The sequence below is a fragment of the Macrococcus sp. CoH-51_TC_04 genome (assembly GCF_058188655.1).
This window is the reverse complement of record NZ_JBVGOY010000002.1, coordinates 136,159-150,462: the sequence shown is the minus strand read 5'-3', so window position 1 is coordinate 150,462 and position 14,304 is coordinate 136,159. Positions and strand designations below refer to the sequence as shown.

Here is a 14,304-nt window from a genome sequence, read left to right as displayed (position 1 = left end):
AGGACCTATGCTAGAAATCAGTAGTAAAGCATTTATCGACAAACTGCAGCATGAGCCGCTGAACATCATCGATATACGAGAAGACTTCGAAGTACAGATGGGAATGCTGGAAGGTGCAGTGCATATCCCGATGAATACAATACCTGAACATCTGAACGAACTTGATAGTGATAAAACGTATTATATCGTCTGTGCACATGGTGTTAGAAGTGAACATGTCACACAGTATTTATCAGAACAAAATTATAAAGTGGTGAATGTTCAAGGTGGCATGGCGGAAATAGCAGGATTATAAAGTTAAAAAGGATTGAAGCGAAATGCTTCAATCCTTTTCTTTATCTTACGCTTGACCAAACACGCGTGTGACAACTTGATAGACGGTGTCACATGCACAGTCACTTCGATAAAATCAAAAAGATGCCAGAAACAAAGAACGTTTCCCAGGCATCTTTTCGTGATTTTACTCGTGACTAAACACACATGTGACAACCTTATCTGCAACTCAATCCTGCGATGTACCCGGTAACAAGAGCGCTCGTAATGTTATAGCCGCCTGTATATCCATGAATATCTAATACTTCACCGCAGAAATACAGGTTGCCGTGCAGCTTCGACTGCATCGTTGCAGGACCGACCTCTTTCACGGATACGCCGCCGCCTGTGACGAATGCTTTTTCTATTGATTGTGTACCGTTTACTGGGAACTTAAATCCTTTCAGTAGTTCGCAAAACTGTTCTACCGCTTCTTTCTTTAAGTGATGGCCGTTATCTTCCAGGTTCAGTCCAGCTTGTTCTAGTAAGAATAATAAATAGCGTTCAGATACGAGTCCTTTTAAGCTGTTTTTAATAGCTTTATCTTTATTCGTATCGATCATTTTTGTGATTCTGTTTTTCAGCGTGCCGATACTTTCTTGTGGAAAACAGTCGATCATCATTGTAATGTCCTGTTTCTTCTGGCTCTTTTGTTCTTTATATACAAACTGTGAGCAGCGTAATGCGGCAGGGCCGGAGATACCGAAATGTGTAAATATCATATCCATCTGATGTGTGATGCGTGGTTTGCCGTTCTTACGCAGGACGCTGAGTGCAACATCACGCAAGCTTAATCCTTGCAGCGTCTTTGCTTTAATGAATGGCGCGTTCGAAATTATGGGTACTTCAGTAGGGAAGAGTTCTGTAATGGTATGTCCTGCCTGTTTCGCAAATTCATATCCGTCTCCTGTTGATCCCGTATGCGGTACGCTTTTTCCTCCTGTTGCGATAATAACATTATCAGCATAGATTTCAGTGTCGTCTTCAAGCCTGACCCCTTTAACCGTGTCCTGCACGAGAAGGGATGCGACCTTCTGGTTCGTGCGGATATCGACGTTATTTTTGACGAGCTGTTGTTTCAGGGCGTTAACTACGTCCTTCGCATTATCAGACACTGGGAACATGCGGCCGTGATCTTCTTCCTTTAAGTGGACGCCGAGGTTCTCAAAGTAATCGATAATGGCGAAGTTATCAAATGTATTGAATGCACTATAGAGAAACTTTCCGTTTCCTGGTAAGTGCTGTATCAGCTCTTCGTGAGAAACGCGGTTTGTAACGTTACAGCGTCCGCCACCAGAAATCTGGAGTTTACGTCCTAATTTATCTTTCTTATCAATTAAGAGAACGGATTTCCCATTTTCTGATGCGCTGATTGCAGCCATCAGGCCACTTGGTCCGCCTCCGATAACTATGGTATTAAACATATTTGACCTCCTATTTCTAAATATTATACATTTATTTTATGGTAAAATATATGAATTCAGTAGTTAATATTTTTGAATGGTGTTATGATAATAAACATTCAAATAATAGAAAATATATAAAGATAGGGATGAACATATGTCACAAGGGAATTCGCTTGTCAGAAGTACTTTCATATTGACAGCAAGCATTTTTATTACGAAGATTTTAGGGATTCTTTACATTATTCCGTTCTATGCAATTATCGGTGGTGAAGCGAACTTATCACCATATAATATGGCATACCCCCCATATACGGTAATGCTTGTCATTTCAGCAGGTGGGGTGCCACTAGCCGTTGCGAAGTATGTATCAAAATATAATGCAGTAGGGGCGTATAAGGTCAGCTATAAATTATATAAGTCATCACTTGTCGTGATGGGAATCACCGGATTACTTGGTTTTTTAATATTGTATATGATCAGTCCGCTGATTGCTGAGGCTTCTGTATCAAAGGCTGATGGCACGTGGAGTGTGGAACAGATTACGGAGATTATCCGCGTTGTATCATTCGCGGTCATCTTTATTCCATTTCTAGCGACGTGGCGCGGCATCTTTCAAGGATATGATTCCATGGGACCGACCGCTGTTTCTACGGTAATAGAACAGATTGCACGTATCGCATTCTTATTGATCGGCTCTTATCTTGTATTAAATGTTATGCATAAATCTGTGCTGCTTGCAAATGAGATTGCTGTATTTGCTGCAGCAGTAGGTGCATTCAGTGCAATTTTAACGTTATGGTATTATTGGAGAAAACGTCGTCCTTTCATTTCTGAGATGGTGAATAACGATACGACAGAAACAGATGTATCATATAAAGCGATGTATAAGGAGATTCTTCTATATAGTATTCCGTTTGTTATCGTCAGTCTCTGTATTCCACTCTACCAGATTATTGATCAGTTTACGCATAACCGTGCATTAACAGCTGCTGGTGTGCCAGGTGAAACGCATGATATGCTGTTAACGATGCTTAATACGACGACAAATAAGCTCGTTATGATACCGACGTCACTTGCAGCAGGGTTTGCAATTAGTCTTGTTCCTTCGATTACGAGAACGCATGCGTCTGGACAGATACGTGAGATGCATCATCAGATTAAGACTTCTCTCGGTGTGCTGATGTTTTTAACAGTGCCTGCTTCGCTAGGTATCATGATTCTTGCAACACCGTTATACACGGTATTCTATAGCTACAATGTGGTGGCGAGTCATCTGCTGTTCTATTATGCACCTGTCGCTATCCTGCTTGCATTGGTCAGTGTGTCATCTGCGATGCTTCAAGGTATCGATAAACAAGCGTTGACTGTATATATCGTTGTTGCATCACTCTTGGTAAAGCTTGTGATCAATTTTCCGCTCATCTATCTGTTCCATACAGAGGGTGCTGTCCTTGCGACTGCAATTGCACTGACGGTCAATATATTATGTAATTTCTATGTCATTAAGAAACATGCTGGATTTAAGTTCAGAACGACTTATAAGCAGATGCTGCAGATCTTGCTTTACAGCTTGATCATGGTCGTTATCGTAGAGATTGCTGTATTGATTATGATCCAATTTCTTGATGTGAGCCAGAAATTTGATGCATTAATCATTTTGGTTATCGGTGCTCTGATCGGTGGCATGGTCTATGCATATCTATCGATGAAATCTCGTTTAGCAGATGCGTTCTTTGGTTCACGCATACAAATTTTGAGAGAGAAGTTCGGGCGATGAGATTAGATAAATTTCTCGGGAACCATGGATTTGGTACACGTAAGGAAGTGAAGCTACTTGTCAAACGTGGTGCAGTGAAGATAAATGACGTTTTAGTCAAGAAGGCGGATATCAAAATTGTACCGGAGAATGACACTGTTACAGTTTATGATGAAGCAGTTGTGTATGAACCTTTTGTCTATATTATGCTGAACAAGCCGGCAGGATACATTTCAAGTACGAAAGATTACAAAGATGAAACCGTACTTGAACTCATTGACGGATTGGAACATTACGATCTGCATCCGGTCGGCAGGCTGGATAAAGATACAGAAGGCTTATTGATACTAACGAATGACGGTCAATTTTCTCATGATGTACTGAGCCCTAGAAAGCATGTGAATAAGACGTATTTTGCACGTGTTGACGGCTATGTAACAGATGAGACCGTAGAGTTATTTAAAGCAGGTGTTACCTTGGACGATGGCTATAAAGCGATGCCTGCTGAACTTCAGATTGTAAGAGCAGGAGAGATTTCAGAAATCGAGCTTGTCATTCAGGAGGGAAAGTTTCATCAAGTAAAACGAATGTTTAAAGCTGTAGATATGACCGTAATCTATTTGAAGCGTATTAAGATGGGCGGATTACCTTTAGATGAAAGTTTAGCGCCAGGTGCATATCGTAAACTGACACTTGAAGAAATAAATTTCGTGAAAATGTAAGTCATATGTTTAACATGTTTCTGCTAGGGTATAGATAAAGTACAAATTAAACAAAGAGGTGTTATGATTATGGCTAATAACAATAAAGCAGGTTTATTAAGAGCAGCATTAGTTATCGGGGGAACTGCAGTAGCAGCAGTCCTATCAAAGAAAGAAAATAGAGACAAATTATTAGATGAGTATAATAAAGCGAAGCAAGACCCGAAAAGTTACGCAGATACTGCGAAAGAAAAAGCAACGAACTTACAGCAAGTAGCGAAAGAAGAAATTAACAAAGTAAAAGAAGATCCAGAAAGCTACAAAGCAAACTTAACACAAAAAGTTCAGGAAAAAGCAGCACCTTTAGCTGATAAGCTTTCAAAAAAAGATAGCGTCGAAGAAGAAAAGCAGAACTTCGATGACGAAGGTGGCGCAAACAATATCCATATCGTAACTGATAAAGATGTCGCTGATCAAAACCCTAATGCAGTAAGCAAAAATGATCTAAAATAATTTTGTTGTGAGAACACATCACTTGTGATGTGTTCTTTTTTTCAATATTCTGTATAATAGAACTGTTAATATGATAGGAGGAATTATTATGTGGAGAGAAAAAGTAGCACAATATGAAGACAAGATAATTGAAGACTTAACAGGACTTCTCAATATTCGCAGTGTTCGCGATGATAGTCTGGCAGATGAAGAGCATCCTGTTGGTCCTGGACCACGTGAGGCGCTAGATTACATGTACAAATTAGCACAGCGCGATGGATTCAATACGCATGATGTTGATCATATCGCTGGACGTATTGAAGCGGGTAAAGGAGAAAAAATCTTCGGTATCTTAGGGCATGTCGATGTTGTACCTGAAGGCAGTGGCTGGGATACAGATCCATTTAATGCAACGGTTACTGAAGACCGAATCATTGCACGTGGAACTTTAGATGATAAAGGACCGACAATTGCTGCTTACTATGCAGTGAAGATCTTAGAAGATATGCAAGTAGACTGGAAGAAACGTATACATATCATTATCGGTACGGATGAAGAATCAGAGTGGAAATGTACAGATCGCTATTTTGAAACTGAGCCGATGCCTGATTTAGGTATCGCACCTGACGCGGACTTTCCGTTAATCCATGGTGAAAAAGGGTTCTCATCATTTGATATCATTCAGACAAGTGATGAGGAAAGTGAAAAGACACCAGAAGTCGTATTGAAAGCTTTAAAATCAGGTGAACGTTACAATATGGTACCTGATCATGCTGAGGCGCAGTTAAGTGTCAATGAACAGATGGCATATGTTATACAGAGCTTTGAAGGATTCCTAAAGGACTACAGCCTTGAAGGAAAGCATTATGTAGATAATGGTCAGCTGAAATTAGAAATAGAAGGGAAATCTGTGCATGGTATGGAGCCGTTCAAAGGTATCAATGCAGGATTGTATTTAATCCACTTCTTAAATACGCTTGATCTGGATAAGAAAGCGAAAGCATTCGTGGCATTAGGTGATGATAAATTATTTGATTCTCACTTTGGAGAAAAGCTGGATGTTGCAATCGAGACAGAAGAATTAGGGAAGTTAACAACGAATATCGGTATCATCAGCTATACTGATGTGGATGGTGGTGTATATGGTGTCAACTTACGCTATCCTAATGGTTTTGAATTCGACCAAGAGATTGATAAACTTTCACAGACATTGGCACCATACTTTGAAATTGAAGTGACAAAACATCAAGTGCCGCATTATGTCGATAAAAACGATCCATTTGTAATGAAGCTACTACAAGCTTATCGCAATCAGACAGGGGATATGACAGAACCTTATACGATTGGTGGCGGAACGTATGCCCGTACAATGGAAAAAGGTGTTGCGTTTGGTGCTATGTTTAAAGATTCAGAAGATCTGATGCACCAGAAAAATGAATACATCACTAAAAAGCAATTATTCGATGCTACAGCAATTTATCTGGAAGCAATACATTCAGTTTGTGTAGAAGAGGCATAGTCAGCTTAAGTAAAAGTTCATCATATGACTTAAAGTAATACTTGAATTAATAGAGAAAAGGATATAAAATTTAAGTAAGACATTAATTTGATCGGAATGAATAAGGCAAGAGATTTTTTCTCGTGCCTTTTCTTTTTTCTTGAAACAGGAGGTGAAACACGTTGGAACATTTCTATCAGTTAGGCTGGACATTAGATTCCGCTGGCGGCGCATCTGGAGAAGCATATATGGCAGAACAAGACGGCAGAAAGCTTTTCTTAAAGCGTAACTCCTCTCCGTTTCTTGCTGCACTTTCTGCTGAAGGTATCGTACCGAAACTTGTATGGACGAAGAGAATAGAGACAGGTGAAGTTGTAACAGCACAGCACTGGAAGAATGGGCGAAGTCTGACGCACATGGAAATGAAATCCGAACGTGTTGCACTACTGCTGAAGAAGATTCATCGTTCGAAACCATTACTTAATATGCTCAAGCGACTTGAGATGAAACCGATGGATCCAGAGCTATTGCTTAATAAGATCAATTCCTCATTATCTCGCAATGTATTAACACATCATACTGTTCGTAAAGCACTGATCTATCTGGAAGAGCATATGCCGCAGTTAGAGCGCAAGTTCTATACAGTATGTCATGGGGATGTCAATCATAATAACTGGCTCTTATCAGATCAGGATGAACTCTTTCTTGTTGACTGGGAAGGTGCGATGATTGCAGATCCGGCGATAGATATCGGTATGATTCTTTATACTTATGGTGATACCATCGACTGGCAATCTTGGCTTGCAACTTATGGTATTGAATACACACTGGATCTGGAAAAGCGCATGAAGTGGTATACCATCATTCAGGCGATTGCAATGATTGAATGGTACGAAGAGAAGAGTCGCTATCATGATTTGAATGACTGGCTGAAATTTTTAGATGATGTATTAAATTTGAATCGTTTTATTTAAAGGAGTAGCACTATGAGAATGAGAAATAAACCGTGGGCTGAAGATTTTCTTCTGCAGCACGAGGATATTGTAAGTATCGACCTTGCTCGAAAAGATCACATCGTTGACTGGTTTGAACAAGTGCAGCCGATACATATCGAAGTCGGAAGCGGTATGGGCCGTTTTATTACGGAGATGGCTAAAGCGCACCCGGAGATTAATTATATTGGTATCGAACGTGATAAGAATGTCATGATTCGTATCGTAGAAAAAGCAGTGGAACAAAATATTAGAAACTTACGCCTTTTGACAGTAGATGCCGAAAAGCTGACAGAAATCTTTAATGCGGGTGAGATTGATAGAATCTATCTTAATTTCTCGGATCCATGGCCTAAAGTACGTCACGCAAAGCGCCGACTGACGCATGAGAATTTTCTTAAAGTTTATGAAACTATTTTAAATAAAGATGGTGAAATTCATTTCAAGACTGATAATCAGGCGTTATTTGAATATTCGATCGAGAGTATGAGCCATTACGGCATGAAGCTGAAAAATATTAATTTGAATCTGCATGATAATGAACCTGTTGATAATATTCGTACGGAATATGAAGATAAGTTCTCGAATAAAGGATTTAGAATTAATCGATTAGAAGCTCGATTTTAAGAAGCATTAGTAAGATGACTTTATAGCGCATCTTACTAATGTTTCTTTTTTTATTGTTACATTTCATGTAGACTATTATTAAGGAATTCGAATTAATAGGAGGAGATGTTATGGATTTTAATAGAGTGATTGACCGTAGTGCAACGAATGCAGTTGCTCATGAAATGCTGTCTAAAGTTTATCAGCGTAAAGATTTAACGCCGTTTTGGATAGCGGATATGGATATTGCTGTTCCAGAAACAATAATACATGCGTTACAGGAGCGATTAAGTCATCCGATATACGGCTATACAAACTGGAATAACGATCAGTTCTATCAGCCGGTTCGTCATTGGTACAAGACACGTTTTGATCTCAATGTATTAAAGCAGGATCTCGCATATGCCCCAAGTGTGTTATTCACAGTTACTGAAGTGATTCGCAGTGTAACAAATGAAGGGGATGGTGTTATCGTTAACATCCCCTCATATAATAACTTCTTAAATTTAATCAATGGAAATAAACGTATGATCGTTGGCTGTGACCTGTATGATGATGAAGATCAATATTCGATGGATTTTGTTCAGTTTGAATATTTATGTCAGATGCCTCAGAACAAAGTATTCCTGTTCTGTAATCCACATAATCCGACAGGTAAGGTGTTTACCGAAGAAGAGATTTTAAAGATCATCGAGATTTGTGAGAAGCATAATGTCTATATTATATCTGACGAAATTCATATGGACTTCGTTCGTCATGGTAAACATCAGTCACTGGTTAAGTATATGTCTCAGTATGACAAGATGGTTGTTACAACGTGTCTCGGGAAGACATTTAATATTTCAGGCATTCCTCATGCCTATTATATAACGAAGGACAGCTATATGCGTGAACTGCTGCAGACGAAGATAGGAAGTGTCTATGGTATAAGCTCTCCGAATATACTAGGGCTCACTGCAATTCGTACAGCTTATATGGAATGTGGCCCGTGGGTAGATGCACTTAATGAACATATTGAATCAAATATGATTAAAGTAGAGACATTCATTAACGAGCGATTGAGTGACGTCCTTGTATTCCGTAGACCACATAGTACGTTTCTTGCATGGATTAACTTTGAAGCGAGTGGGTTCAGTGAAATGGACGTTCAGGATGCGCTGCAGAATATCGGGCGTATCGCTGTAGGTATCGGGAACACCTATGAACTGACCGAGAGCACGCACTTCAGACTAAATGTTGCGTGTAGCGAAGAGAAGCTTGAACAGGGGTTAGCAGCAATAGAAAAAGCATTCTCATATTTAAAGGAGAATGCTGTAGATTAAAACGACTGAATTTCAAACACATCTATGAGTTCACCACTATAACAATCAGCGATAAATTCATAAGTCGTGGTCTTCGTATTGATCATCCCCCGATAGACGTGTGTGATAGATCCAAACTTATGAATCTTTTCAGGGGTATAGTTGATTGCTGAACCTGTTACATCCTTATATGCATGTTTCGTCTGGTCGAGTACCTTTTTAGGATGCTTCATTGTCATACGATCTTTCGACATATAAAGTAAAGCGATGATTACAGGAATGATAAGCAGATAACGTTTTTTCATAATATCCCTCCATTTATAAAATATTTTAACATAAAGGAGAACAATCATGACAAAGATAATGGAAACGATCAAAACATTAACAGAATTACATGGGGCACCTGGACATGAATATCAAGTGCGCGACTATTTAAAGGAAAGACTGACAGCATATGCAGATGAAGTACTGCAGGACGGGCTCGGTGGTGTGTATTTCTTAAAGAAGAGTGCAAATCCAGATGCCAAGAAAGTAATGATTGCTGCACATATGGATGAAGTTGGATTTATGGTGACACATATTACCGATAATGGCATGCTTAAGTTCACACCGCTTGGCGGATGGCCTGAAGATGTACTGCAGGCACAGCGCATGAAAGTATTAGCTCGAGATGGGAAAGAATATACTGGAATCATTGGAAGCCTGCCGAAACACTTCAGAACAGGAAATGAAGGGACACCACAAATTTCAGATATGATGCTGGATATCGGTGCTGAGAATAAAGAGATGGTCAATGAAATGGGGATAGCGCCCGGGGATACGATTGTACCTGAAGTTGAATTCAAGCAGTTAACGGATCATCGTTTCTTATGTAAAGCGTGGGATAATCGTTATGGATGTACCATAATTATAGATGTGATGGAAAGATTGAAGGACGTTGCGCTTCCTTTTGATCTATATATCGGGGCGAATGTGCAGGAAGAAGTAGGTTTACGTGGCGCAGGACCTGCAGCAAATATGATTCAGCCGGATGTTGCATTTGTTGTAGACTGTTCGCCCGCAAATGATATGGCTGGAAGCAGCAGCGATAATGGACGACTTGGAGCTGGCACGTTACTGAGAATCATCGACCGCACAATGATATTAAAGCCATCATTCAAGACATTGATGCAAGAAACATATGAAGCACATAATATCAATTACCAATATTATCAGTCTCCGGGTGGAACAGATGGGGGTCAGATTCATATTTCGAATGAAGGTGTGCCGACAGCGGTAGTAGGGGTCCCTGCACGTTATATTCATTCCAATCATACGATATTTGATATTCGTGATTATGAAGCGGCACGCGATGGTATGCTTGCGCTACTGAGTAAACTTGATGATGAAACGATTCAGTGTTTAAAACAGAATTAATCCGAGTAGTTCGGTAGCTATTTGTTGACTTAAATTATAAATAGTATAAAATAAAATTTATTCTGAGTAAATTGATATGAATAGGAGGATGGAAATGAAAAAATTATTTATAGTATTGACGGCGTTGTTATTTGTGCTTGCCGCATGTGGCAGCAGTGAAGAGGGTTCAAAGAAAGATGGTAAGACACTGACAGTGGGCACTGAAGGAACATATGCACCATTTACATACCATGACAAAGATGGAAAGTTAACGGGATATGATGTAGAAGTTACTGAAGCAGTAGCGAAAAAAGCGGGTTATAAGGTTAAGTTCGTTGAAACACAGTGGGATTCAATGTTCTCGGGATTAAATTCAGGGCGTTTTGATACGATAGCAAACCAAGTCGGAATCAATGCAGAACGTAAAGATAAATACAACTTCTCTAAACCATATACGTATTCTGAGGGCGTATTAGTCGTCCGTAAAAATAACGATTCAATCCAGTCATTTGATGACGTTAAAGGAAAGAAACTTGCTCAGACGTTGACTTCAAACTACGGTAAGCTAGCGAAAGATAAAGGCGCTGAAATTACTTCAGTAGAAGGATTTAACCAGGCGATAGAAATGGTATTATCAAATCGTGTGGAAGGAACTTTCAATGATAAATTATCAGTCCTTGATTATCAGCAACAAAAGAAAACAGCTGATATTAAGCTGATTACGGGTGATGCTGAGAAGAGCCAGTCAGGATTTGTATTCACTAAGAAGACAGATAAGACAGTAATAGAGGATGTTAATAAAGCATTAGATGAATTGCATAAAGATGGTACATTAACAAAAATAAGTAAGAAATGGTTTGGTGAAGATGTTTCTAAAGCTTAATGAAGAACAGCTCCACGCATTAGATGCAGCGAAACAAGCTTTCGAACCGATGTTATGGGGATTGATAAAATACTCAATCCCTATTACTATTGCAACGTTTATAATCGGGCTAATCATAGCGATCATCACTGCATTGATGCGTGTGTCACGTAACAAGTTCGCGCGAAGTATTTCCAGAATCTATGTCTCGATTATTCGTGGTACACCTATGCTTGTACAGTTGTTCATTATCTTCTATGGTATTCCAGAAGTTGGACGACTTATTACGGGAAATCCTGATATTAAGCTGAATATTGCACCTGTTGCTGCTGCAATAATTGGACTCAGTTTAAACGTTGGAGCTTATGCCTCTGAAATTATTCGGGGTGGTATTCTATCGATTCCAGAGGGTCAAAAAGAAGCCGCATATTCTATCGGTATGAGTGAATGGATGACGATGAAACGCATCGTTTTACCACAGGCGATACGTGTATCTATTCCTGCACTTGGTAATACATTTTTAAGTCTGATTAAAGATACATCGCTGTTAGGGTTCATTCTTGTCGCAGAGATGTTTCGTAAGGCACAGGAAGTTGCTGCGACAACGTATGAGTTCCTTTCAATCTACGTGCTTGTCGGCTTAATGTACTGGGTTGTATGTTTCATTATCTCTGTTGTACAAGGGCAGTATGAGTCTCGTATAGAAAGGAAGTATCAGCGATGATCTCAGTGAAGAATGTGGTAAAGAAGTTCGGCGATAAGACAGTGCTGAAAGATGTAGATCTAGAAGTGCAAGATGGTGAAGTGGTCGTACTGATTGGCCGAAGCGGTTCAGGTAAGACGACGCTGCTACGTATGATGAATGCATTGGAACTGCCAACATCAGGCACGGTAACAGTAGACGGTTTAACATATGATAGTAACAATCGCAAATCACAGATTGAAGTCCGTAAAAAGTCAGGTATGGTGTTCCAGAACTTTCAATTGTTCCCGCATATGACAGCGCTGGAAAATGTGATGGAAGGTCTTGTACAAGTCAAGAAGATGAAACAGTCGGATGCGCGAGAAACCGCATTGAACCTGCTTGAAAAAGTGGATTTAACGCATGTCAAGGAGCAGTATCCGATATCATTAAGTGGGGGACAGCAGCAACGTGTCGGTATCGCACGTGCGCTTGCAATGAATCCAAAGGTGATGCTCTTTGATGAACCAACATCTGCACTTGACCCAGAACTTGTACAGGATGTGCTACGTGTTATTAAAGATCTGCGTGATGAAGGCATGACAATGGTCATAGTGACACACGAGATGAACTTTGCGCGCAATGTTGCAGATAAAGTCGCTTTTGTTCATGATGGACGTATCGAGGAAATCGAAACGCCAGAACAACTATTCAATGCACCTCAATCAGAACATTTAAGACGCTTCTTGAATGTGATTGCAGAATAAATTATAAGCACTATATCATTCGATAGCATCAATAGGTAATAAATTTTCCGGATAAATATATCCGGAAATTTTTTATATGAAAATACGTCTATGTAATAAGTAATATGCTATTATAATTGTAATATGTGGGATTATAAATAGAGGGTAAGGGGATAGTATATTGAAGAATCTACTTAAGAGATGGTTCATAGATGGCATGAGTTACATGGCACTCGGACTATTTTGTTCATTGATTATCGGATTGATATTAGAAACACTGGGGATAGAATTGAAACCGTTCTTCGATACATCATTACTCATTGAAATCGGCCAGCTTGCAAAGAATTGCACGGGTGCAGCAGTTGGTGTTGCGGTAGCATATGGACTTGGAGCTAAACCGATGGTCATCTTCGCTAGTGCAGTGACTGGGATGTATGGTTATGAACTTGGAGGCGCAGCAGGTACATATATTGTGAGTCTGGCAACAAGTGAAGCGGGACGTTTCTATAGTGGGAAGACGAAGATTGATATCATTCTGACGCCGCTTCTAACGCTACTTATCGGCGGCAGTATCGCAAAGCTTATAGGACCGTTGATACAGCAGCTGATGCTATCGCTCGGAGAATTTATTTCATTTGCGACAGGACAGCAGCCGTTATTGATGGGCATTCTCGTGTCACTCGTGTTCGGTTTGACACTTTCTAGCCCTGTTTCTAGTGCTGCGCTCGCTTTAATGCTTAACATCAATGGAACAGCGGCAGCTGCTGCAACAATTGGCTGCTGCTGTCATATGATTGGATTTGCTGTCACTGCTTATCGTGATAATGGGATTCAAAGTCTCGTAGCCCATGGTATTGGAACTAGTAAAATACAGATTCCTAACTATATGTTAAGACCAATGATCTTAATTCCGCCTGTGATTGCGAGTATCATTATCGCACCGATAATGACCACACTATGGCCGATGCAAAATGTAGCAGCAGGTGCTGGTATGGGAACAAGTGGATTTGTCGGGCAGATAATGACAATTAAGACGATGGGTTCCTCGCTTGAAACATGGTTGCAAGTTGGAGTGTTTCATTTCATATTACCAGGTATTATCAGTTATATTATATATATGATGTTGTTACGAGCGAATATCATTAAACCAGGAGATCAGAAGATCTCGACAGGAGGAGAACGATGAAGGAAATCACATCAGTAGAAATGTTTAGAGAAAGTATCGAACAGCCGACGATAGCTATGTTTACTGCAGGATGGTGCCCAGACTGTCATTTCATTGCACCATTATTGCCGGAAATAGAAAGTGAAAATGAAGCGTATCATTTTGTTTCCATCGACAGAGATGAATTTATTGACCTTGCTGTAGAATATGATGTGATGGGGATACCAAGCTTTATCGCATTTGATAAAGGTACTGAAATTGGAAGATTCGTATCAAAAGACAGAAAGACAAAAGATGAAATCAACGCATTTATAAAAGGATTGTAGTTTAATATCTATTAGTCCGTAGCTCTAAACTGATTACCTTTTAATATAACCTTAGTAACCACTG

The 14,304-nt window shown here is 39.8% G+C and carries 16 protein-coding genes; 14 read left to right on the top strand and 2 right to left on the bottom strand.

The annotated features are described in order from the left end of the window. Positions 1-7: 7 nt before the first annotated feature. Positions 8-295 (top strand): rhodanese-like domain-containing protein, encoded by a 288-nt coding sequence (locus ACZ2V4_RS03660; protein WP_420496100.1) that lies wholly within the window; start codon positions 8-10, stop codon positions 293-295. 196 nt (positions 296-491) lie between these two features. Here ACZ2V4_RS03660 and ACZ2V4_RS03655 read toward each other — a convergent pair whose 3' ends face one another. Beyond that, positions 492-1,736: a BaiN/RdsA family NAD(P)/FAD-dependent oxidoreductase gene (locus tag ACZ2V4_RS03655; RefSeq protein ID WP_420496099.1), complete on the bottom strand. Its 1,245-nt coding sequence runs from the start codon at positions 1,734-1,736 to the stop codon at positions 492-494. A gap of 136 nt (positions 1,737-1,872) precedes the next feature. Between ACZ2V4_RS03655 and ACZ2V4_RS03650 the strand changes: the two genes are divergently transcribed. The 7 genes from ACZ2V4_RS03650 (at position 1,873) to ACZ2V4_RS03620 (ending at position 9,085) form a co-directional block, all read left to right on the top strand. Continuing rightward, positions 1,873-3,495, top strand: coding sequence for a putative polysaccharide biosynthesis protein (locus ACZ2V4_RS03650; protein ID WP_413474782.1), 1,623 nt, complete (start codon positions 1,873-1,875; stop codon positions 3,493-3,495). Then, a complete protein-coding gene (locus ACZ2V4_RS03645) occupies positions 3,492-4,196 on the top strand; it encodes a pseudouridine synthase (RefSeq protein ID WP_219492754.1) in 705 nt (234 codons plus the stop codon). Before ACZ2V4_RS03650 ends, ACZ2V4_RS03645 begins: the two co-directional genes overlap by 4 nt. A 69-nt stretch (positions 4,197-4,265) precedes the next feature. After that, positions 4,266-4,688 carry a YtxH domain-containing protein gene (locus tag ACZ2V4_RS03640; RefSeq protein WP_219492752.1) on the top strand — a complete coding sequence of 141 codons (423 nt, stop codon included), beginning with the start codon at positions 4,266-4,268 and terminating at the stop codon, positions 4,686-4,688. An 88-nt stretch (positions 4,689-4,776) separates the two neighbouring features. Further along, positions 4,777-6,186, top strand: coding sequence for a dipeptidase PepV (gene pepV, locus ACZ2V4_RS03635; protein WP_420493850.1), 1,410 nt, complete (start codon positions 4,777-4,779; stop codon positions 6,184-6,186). Positions 6,187-6,347: 161 nt separating this feature from the next. After that, positions 6,348-7,139, top strand: a complete 792-nt coding sequence (locus ACZ2V4_RS03630) for a phosphotransferase family protein (RefSeq protein WP_219492745.1) — start codon at positions 6,348-6,350, stop codon at positions 7,137-7,139. Between the two features lie 12 nt (positions 7,140-7,151). Beyond that, positions 7,152-7,784 carry a tRNA (guanosine(46)-N7)-methyltransferase TrmB gene (trmB, locus tag ACZ2V4_RS03625; RefSeq protein ID WP_219492744.1) on the top strand — a complete coding sequence of 211 codons (633 nt, stop codon included), beginning with the start codon at positions 7,152-7,154 and terminating at the stop codon, positions 7,782-7,784. A gap of 110 nt (positions 7,785-7,894) precedes the next feature. Beyond that, positions 7,895-9,085, top strand: a complete 1,191-nt coding sequence (locus ACZ2V4_RS03620; RefSeq protein ID WP_420493848.1) for a MalY/PatB family protein — start codon at positions 7,895-7,897, stop codon at positions 9,083-9,085. Here ACZ2V4_RS03620 and ACZ2V4_RS03615 read toward each other — a convergent pair. Next, a complete protein-coding gene (locus tag ACZ2V4_RS03615) occupies positions 9,082-9,369 on the bottom strand; it encodes a hypothetical protein (RefSeq protein ID WP_420493847.1) in 288 nt (95 codons plus the stop codon). The two genes, ACZ2V4_RS03620 and ACZ2V4_RS03615, sit on opposite strands and share 4 nt — an antisense overlap. Before the next feature lie 46 nt (positions 9,370-9,415). Between ACZ2V4_RS03615 and ACZ2V4_RS03610 the strand changes: the two genes are divergently transcribed. The 6 genes from ACZ2V4_RS03610 (at position 9,416) to ACZ2V4_RS03585 (ending at position 14,240) form a co-directional block, all read left to right on the top strand. Beyond that, a complete protein-coding gene (locus tag ACZ2V4_RS03610; RefSeq protein WP_420493846.1) occupies positions 9,416-10,480 on the top strand; it encodes a M42 family metallopeptidase in 1,065 nt (354 codons plus the stop codon). A gap of 94 nt (positions 10,481-10,574) precedes the next feature. Further along, positions 10,575-11,342, top strand: coding sequence for an amino acid ABC transporter substrate-binding protein (locus ACZ2V4_RS03605; RefSeq protein ID WP_219492736.1), 768 nt, complete (start codon positions 10,575-10,577; stop codon positions 11,340-11,342). After that, positions 11,326-12,045 (top strand): amino acid ABC transporter permease, encoded by a 720-nt coding sequence (locus ACZ2V4_RS03600; protein WP_420493845.1) that lies wholly within the window; start codon positions 11,326-11,328, stop codon positions 12,043-12,045. The genes ACZ2V4_RS03605 and ACZ2V4_RS03600 overlap by 17 nt, the downstream gene beginning before the upstream one ends. Continuing rightward, positions 12,042-12,770 (top strand): amino acid ABC transporter ATP-binding protein, encoded by a 729-nt coding sequence (locus ACZ2V4_RS03595; RefSeq protein ID WP_219492730.1) that lies wholly within the window; start codon positions 12,042-12,044, stop codon positions 12,768-12,770. The genes ACZ2V4_RS03600 and ACZ2V4_RS03595 overlap by 4 nt, the downstream gene beginning before the upstream one ends. A gap of 160 nt (positions 12,771-12,930) precedes the next feature. Further along, positions 12,931-13,935: a PTS sugar transporter subunit IIC gene (locus tag ACZ2V4_RS03590; RefSeq protein ID WP_420496096.1), complete on the top strand. Its 1,005-nt coding sequence runs from the start codon at positions 12,931-12,933 to the stop codon at positions 13,933-13,935. Continuing rightward, complete coding sequence (locus ACZ2V4_RS03585) at positions 13,932-14,240, top strand: thioredoxin family protein (protein ID WP_219492724.1); 309 nt, start codon at positions 13,932-13,934, stop codon at positions 14,238-14,240. The genes ACZ2V4_RS03590 and ACZ2V4_RS03585 overlap by 4 nt, the downstream gene beginning before the upstream one ends. Positions 14,241-14,304: the final 64 nt, after the last annotated feature.

What these genes read in the sequence shown, in the direction of transcription:
- ACZ2V4_RS03650 (WP_413474782.1), top strand. Translation starts at nt 1,873, where the DNA reads ATGTCACAAGGGAATTCGCTTGTCAGAAGTACTTTCATATTGACAGCA.
- ACZ2V4_RS03595 (WP_219492730.1), top strand. Translation starts at nt 12,042, where the DNA reads ATGATCTCAGTGAAGAATGTGGTAAAGAAGTTCGGCGATAAGACAGTG.
- pepV (WP_420493850.1), top strand. Translation starts at nt 4,777, where the DNA reads ATGTGGAGAGAAAAAGTAGCACAATATGAAGACAAGATAATTGAAGAC.
- ACZ2V4_RS03640 (WP_219492752.1), top strand. Translation starts at nt 4,266, where the DNA reads ATGGCTAATAACAATAAAGCAGGTTTATTAAGAGCAGCATTAGTTATC.
- ACZ2V4_RS03600 (WP_420493845.1), top strand. Translation starts at nt 11,326, where the DNA reads ATGTTTCTAAAGCTTAATGAAGAACAGCTCCACGCATTAGATGCAGCG.
- ACZ2V4_RS03585 (WP_219492724.1), top strand. Translation starts at nt 13,932, where the DNA reads ATGAAGGAAATCACATCAGTAGAAATGTTTAGAGAAAGTATCGAACAG.
- ACZ2V4_RS03620 (WP_420493848.1), top strand. Translation starts at nt 7,895, where the DNA reads ATGGATTTTAATAGAGTGATTGACCGTAGTGCAACGAATGCAGTTGCT.
- ACZ2V4_RS03605 (WP_219492736.1), top strand. Translation starts at nt 10,575, where the DNA reads ATGAAAAAATTATTTATAGTATTGACGGCGTTGTTATTTGTGCTTGCC.
- ACZ2V4_RS03645 (WP_219492754.1), top strand. Translation starts at nt 3,492, where the DNA reads ATGAGATTAGATAAATTTCTCGGGAACCATGGATTTGGTACACGTAAG.
- ACZ2V4_RS03615 (WP_420493847.1), bottom strand. Translation starts at nt 9,369, where the DNA reads ATGAAAAAACGTTATCTGCTTATCATTCCTGTAATCATCGCTTTACTT.
- ACZ2V4_RS03610 (WP_420493846.1), top strand. Translation starts at nt 9,416, where the DNA reads ATGACAAAGATAATGGAAACGATCAAAACATTAACAGAATTACATGGG.
- ACZ2V4_RS03655 (WP_420496099.1), bottom strand. Translation starts at nt 1,736, where the DNA reads ATGTTTAATACCATAGTTATCGGAGGCGGACCAAGTGGCCTGATGGCT.
- ACZ2V4_RS03660 (WP_420496100.1), top strand. Translation starts at nt 8, where the DNA reads ATGCTAGAAATCAGTAGTAAAGCATTTATCGACAAACTGCAGCATGAG.
- trmB (WP_219492744.1), top strand. Translation starts at nt 7,152, where the DNA reads ATGAGAATGAGAAATAAACCGTGGGCTGAAGATTTTCTTCTGCAGCAC.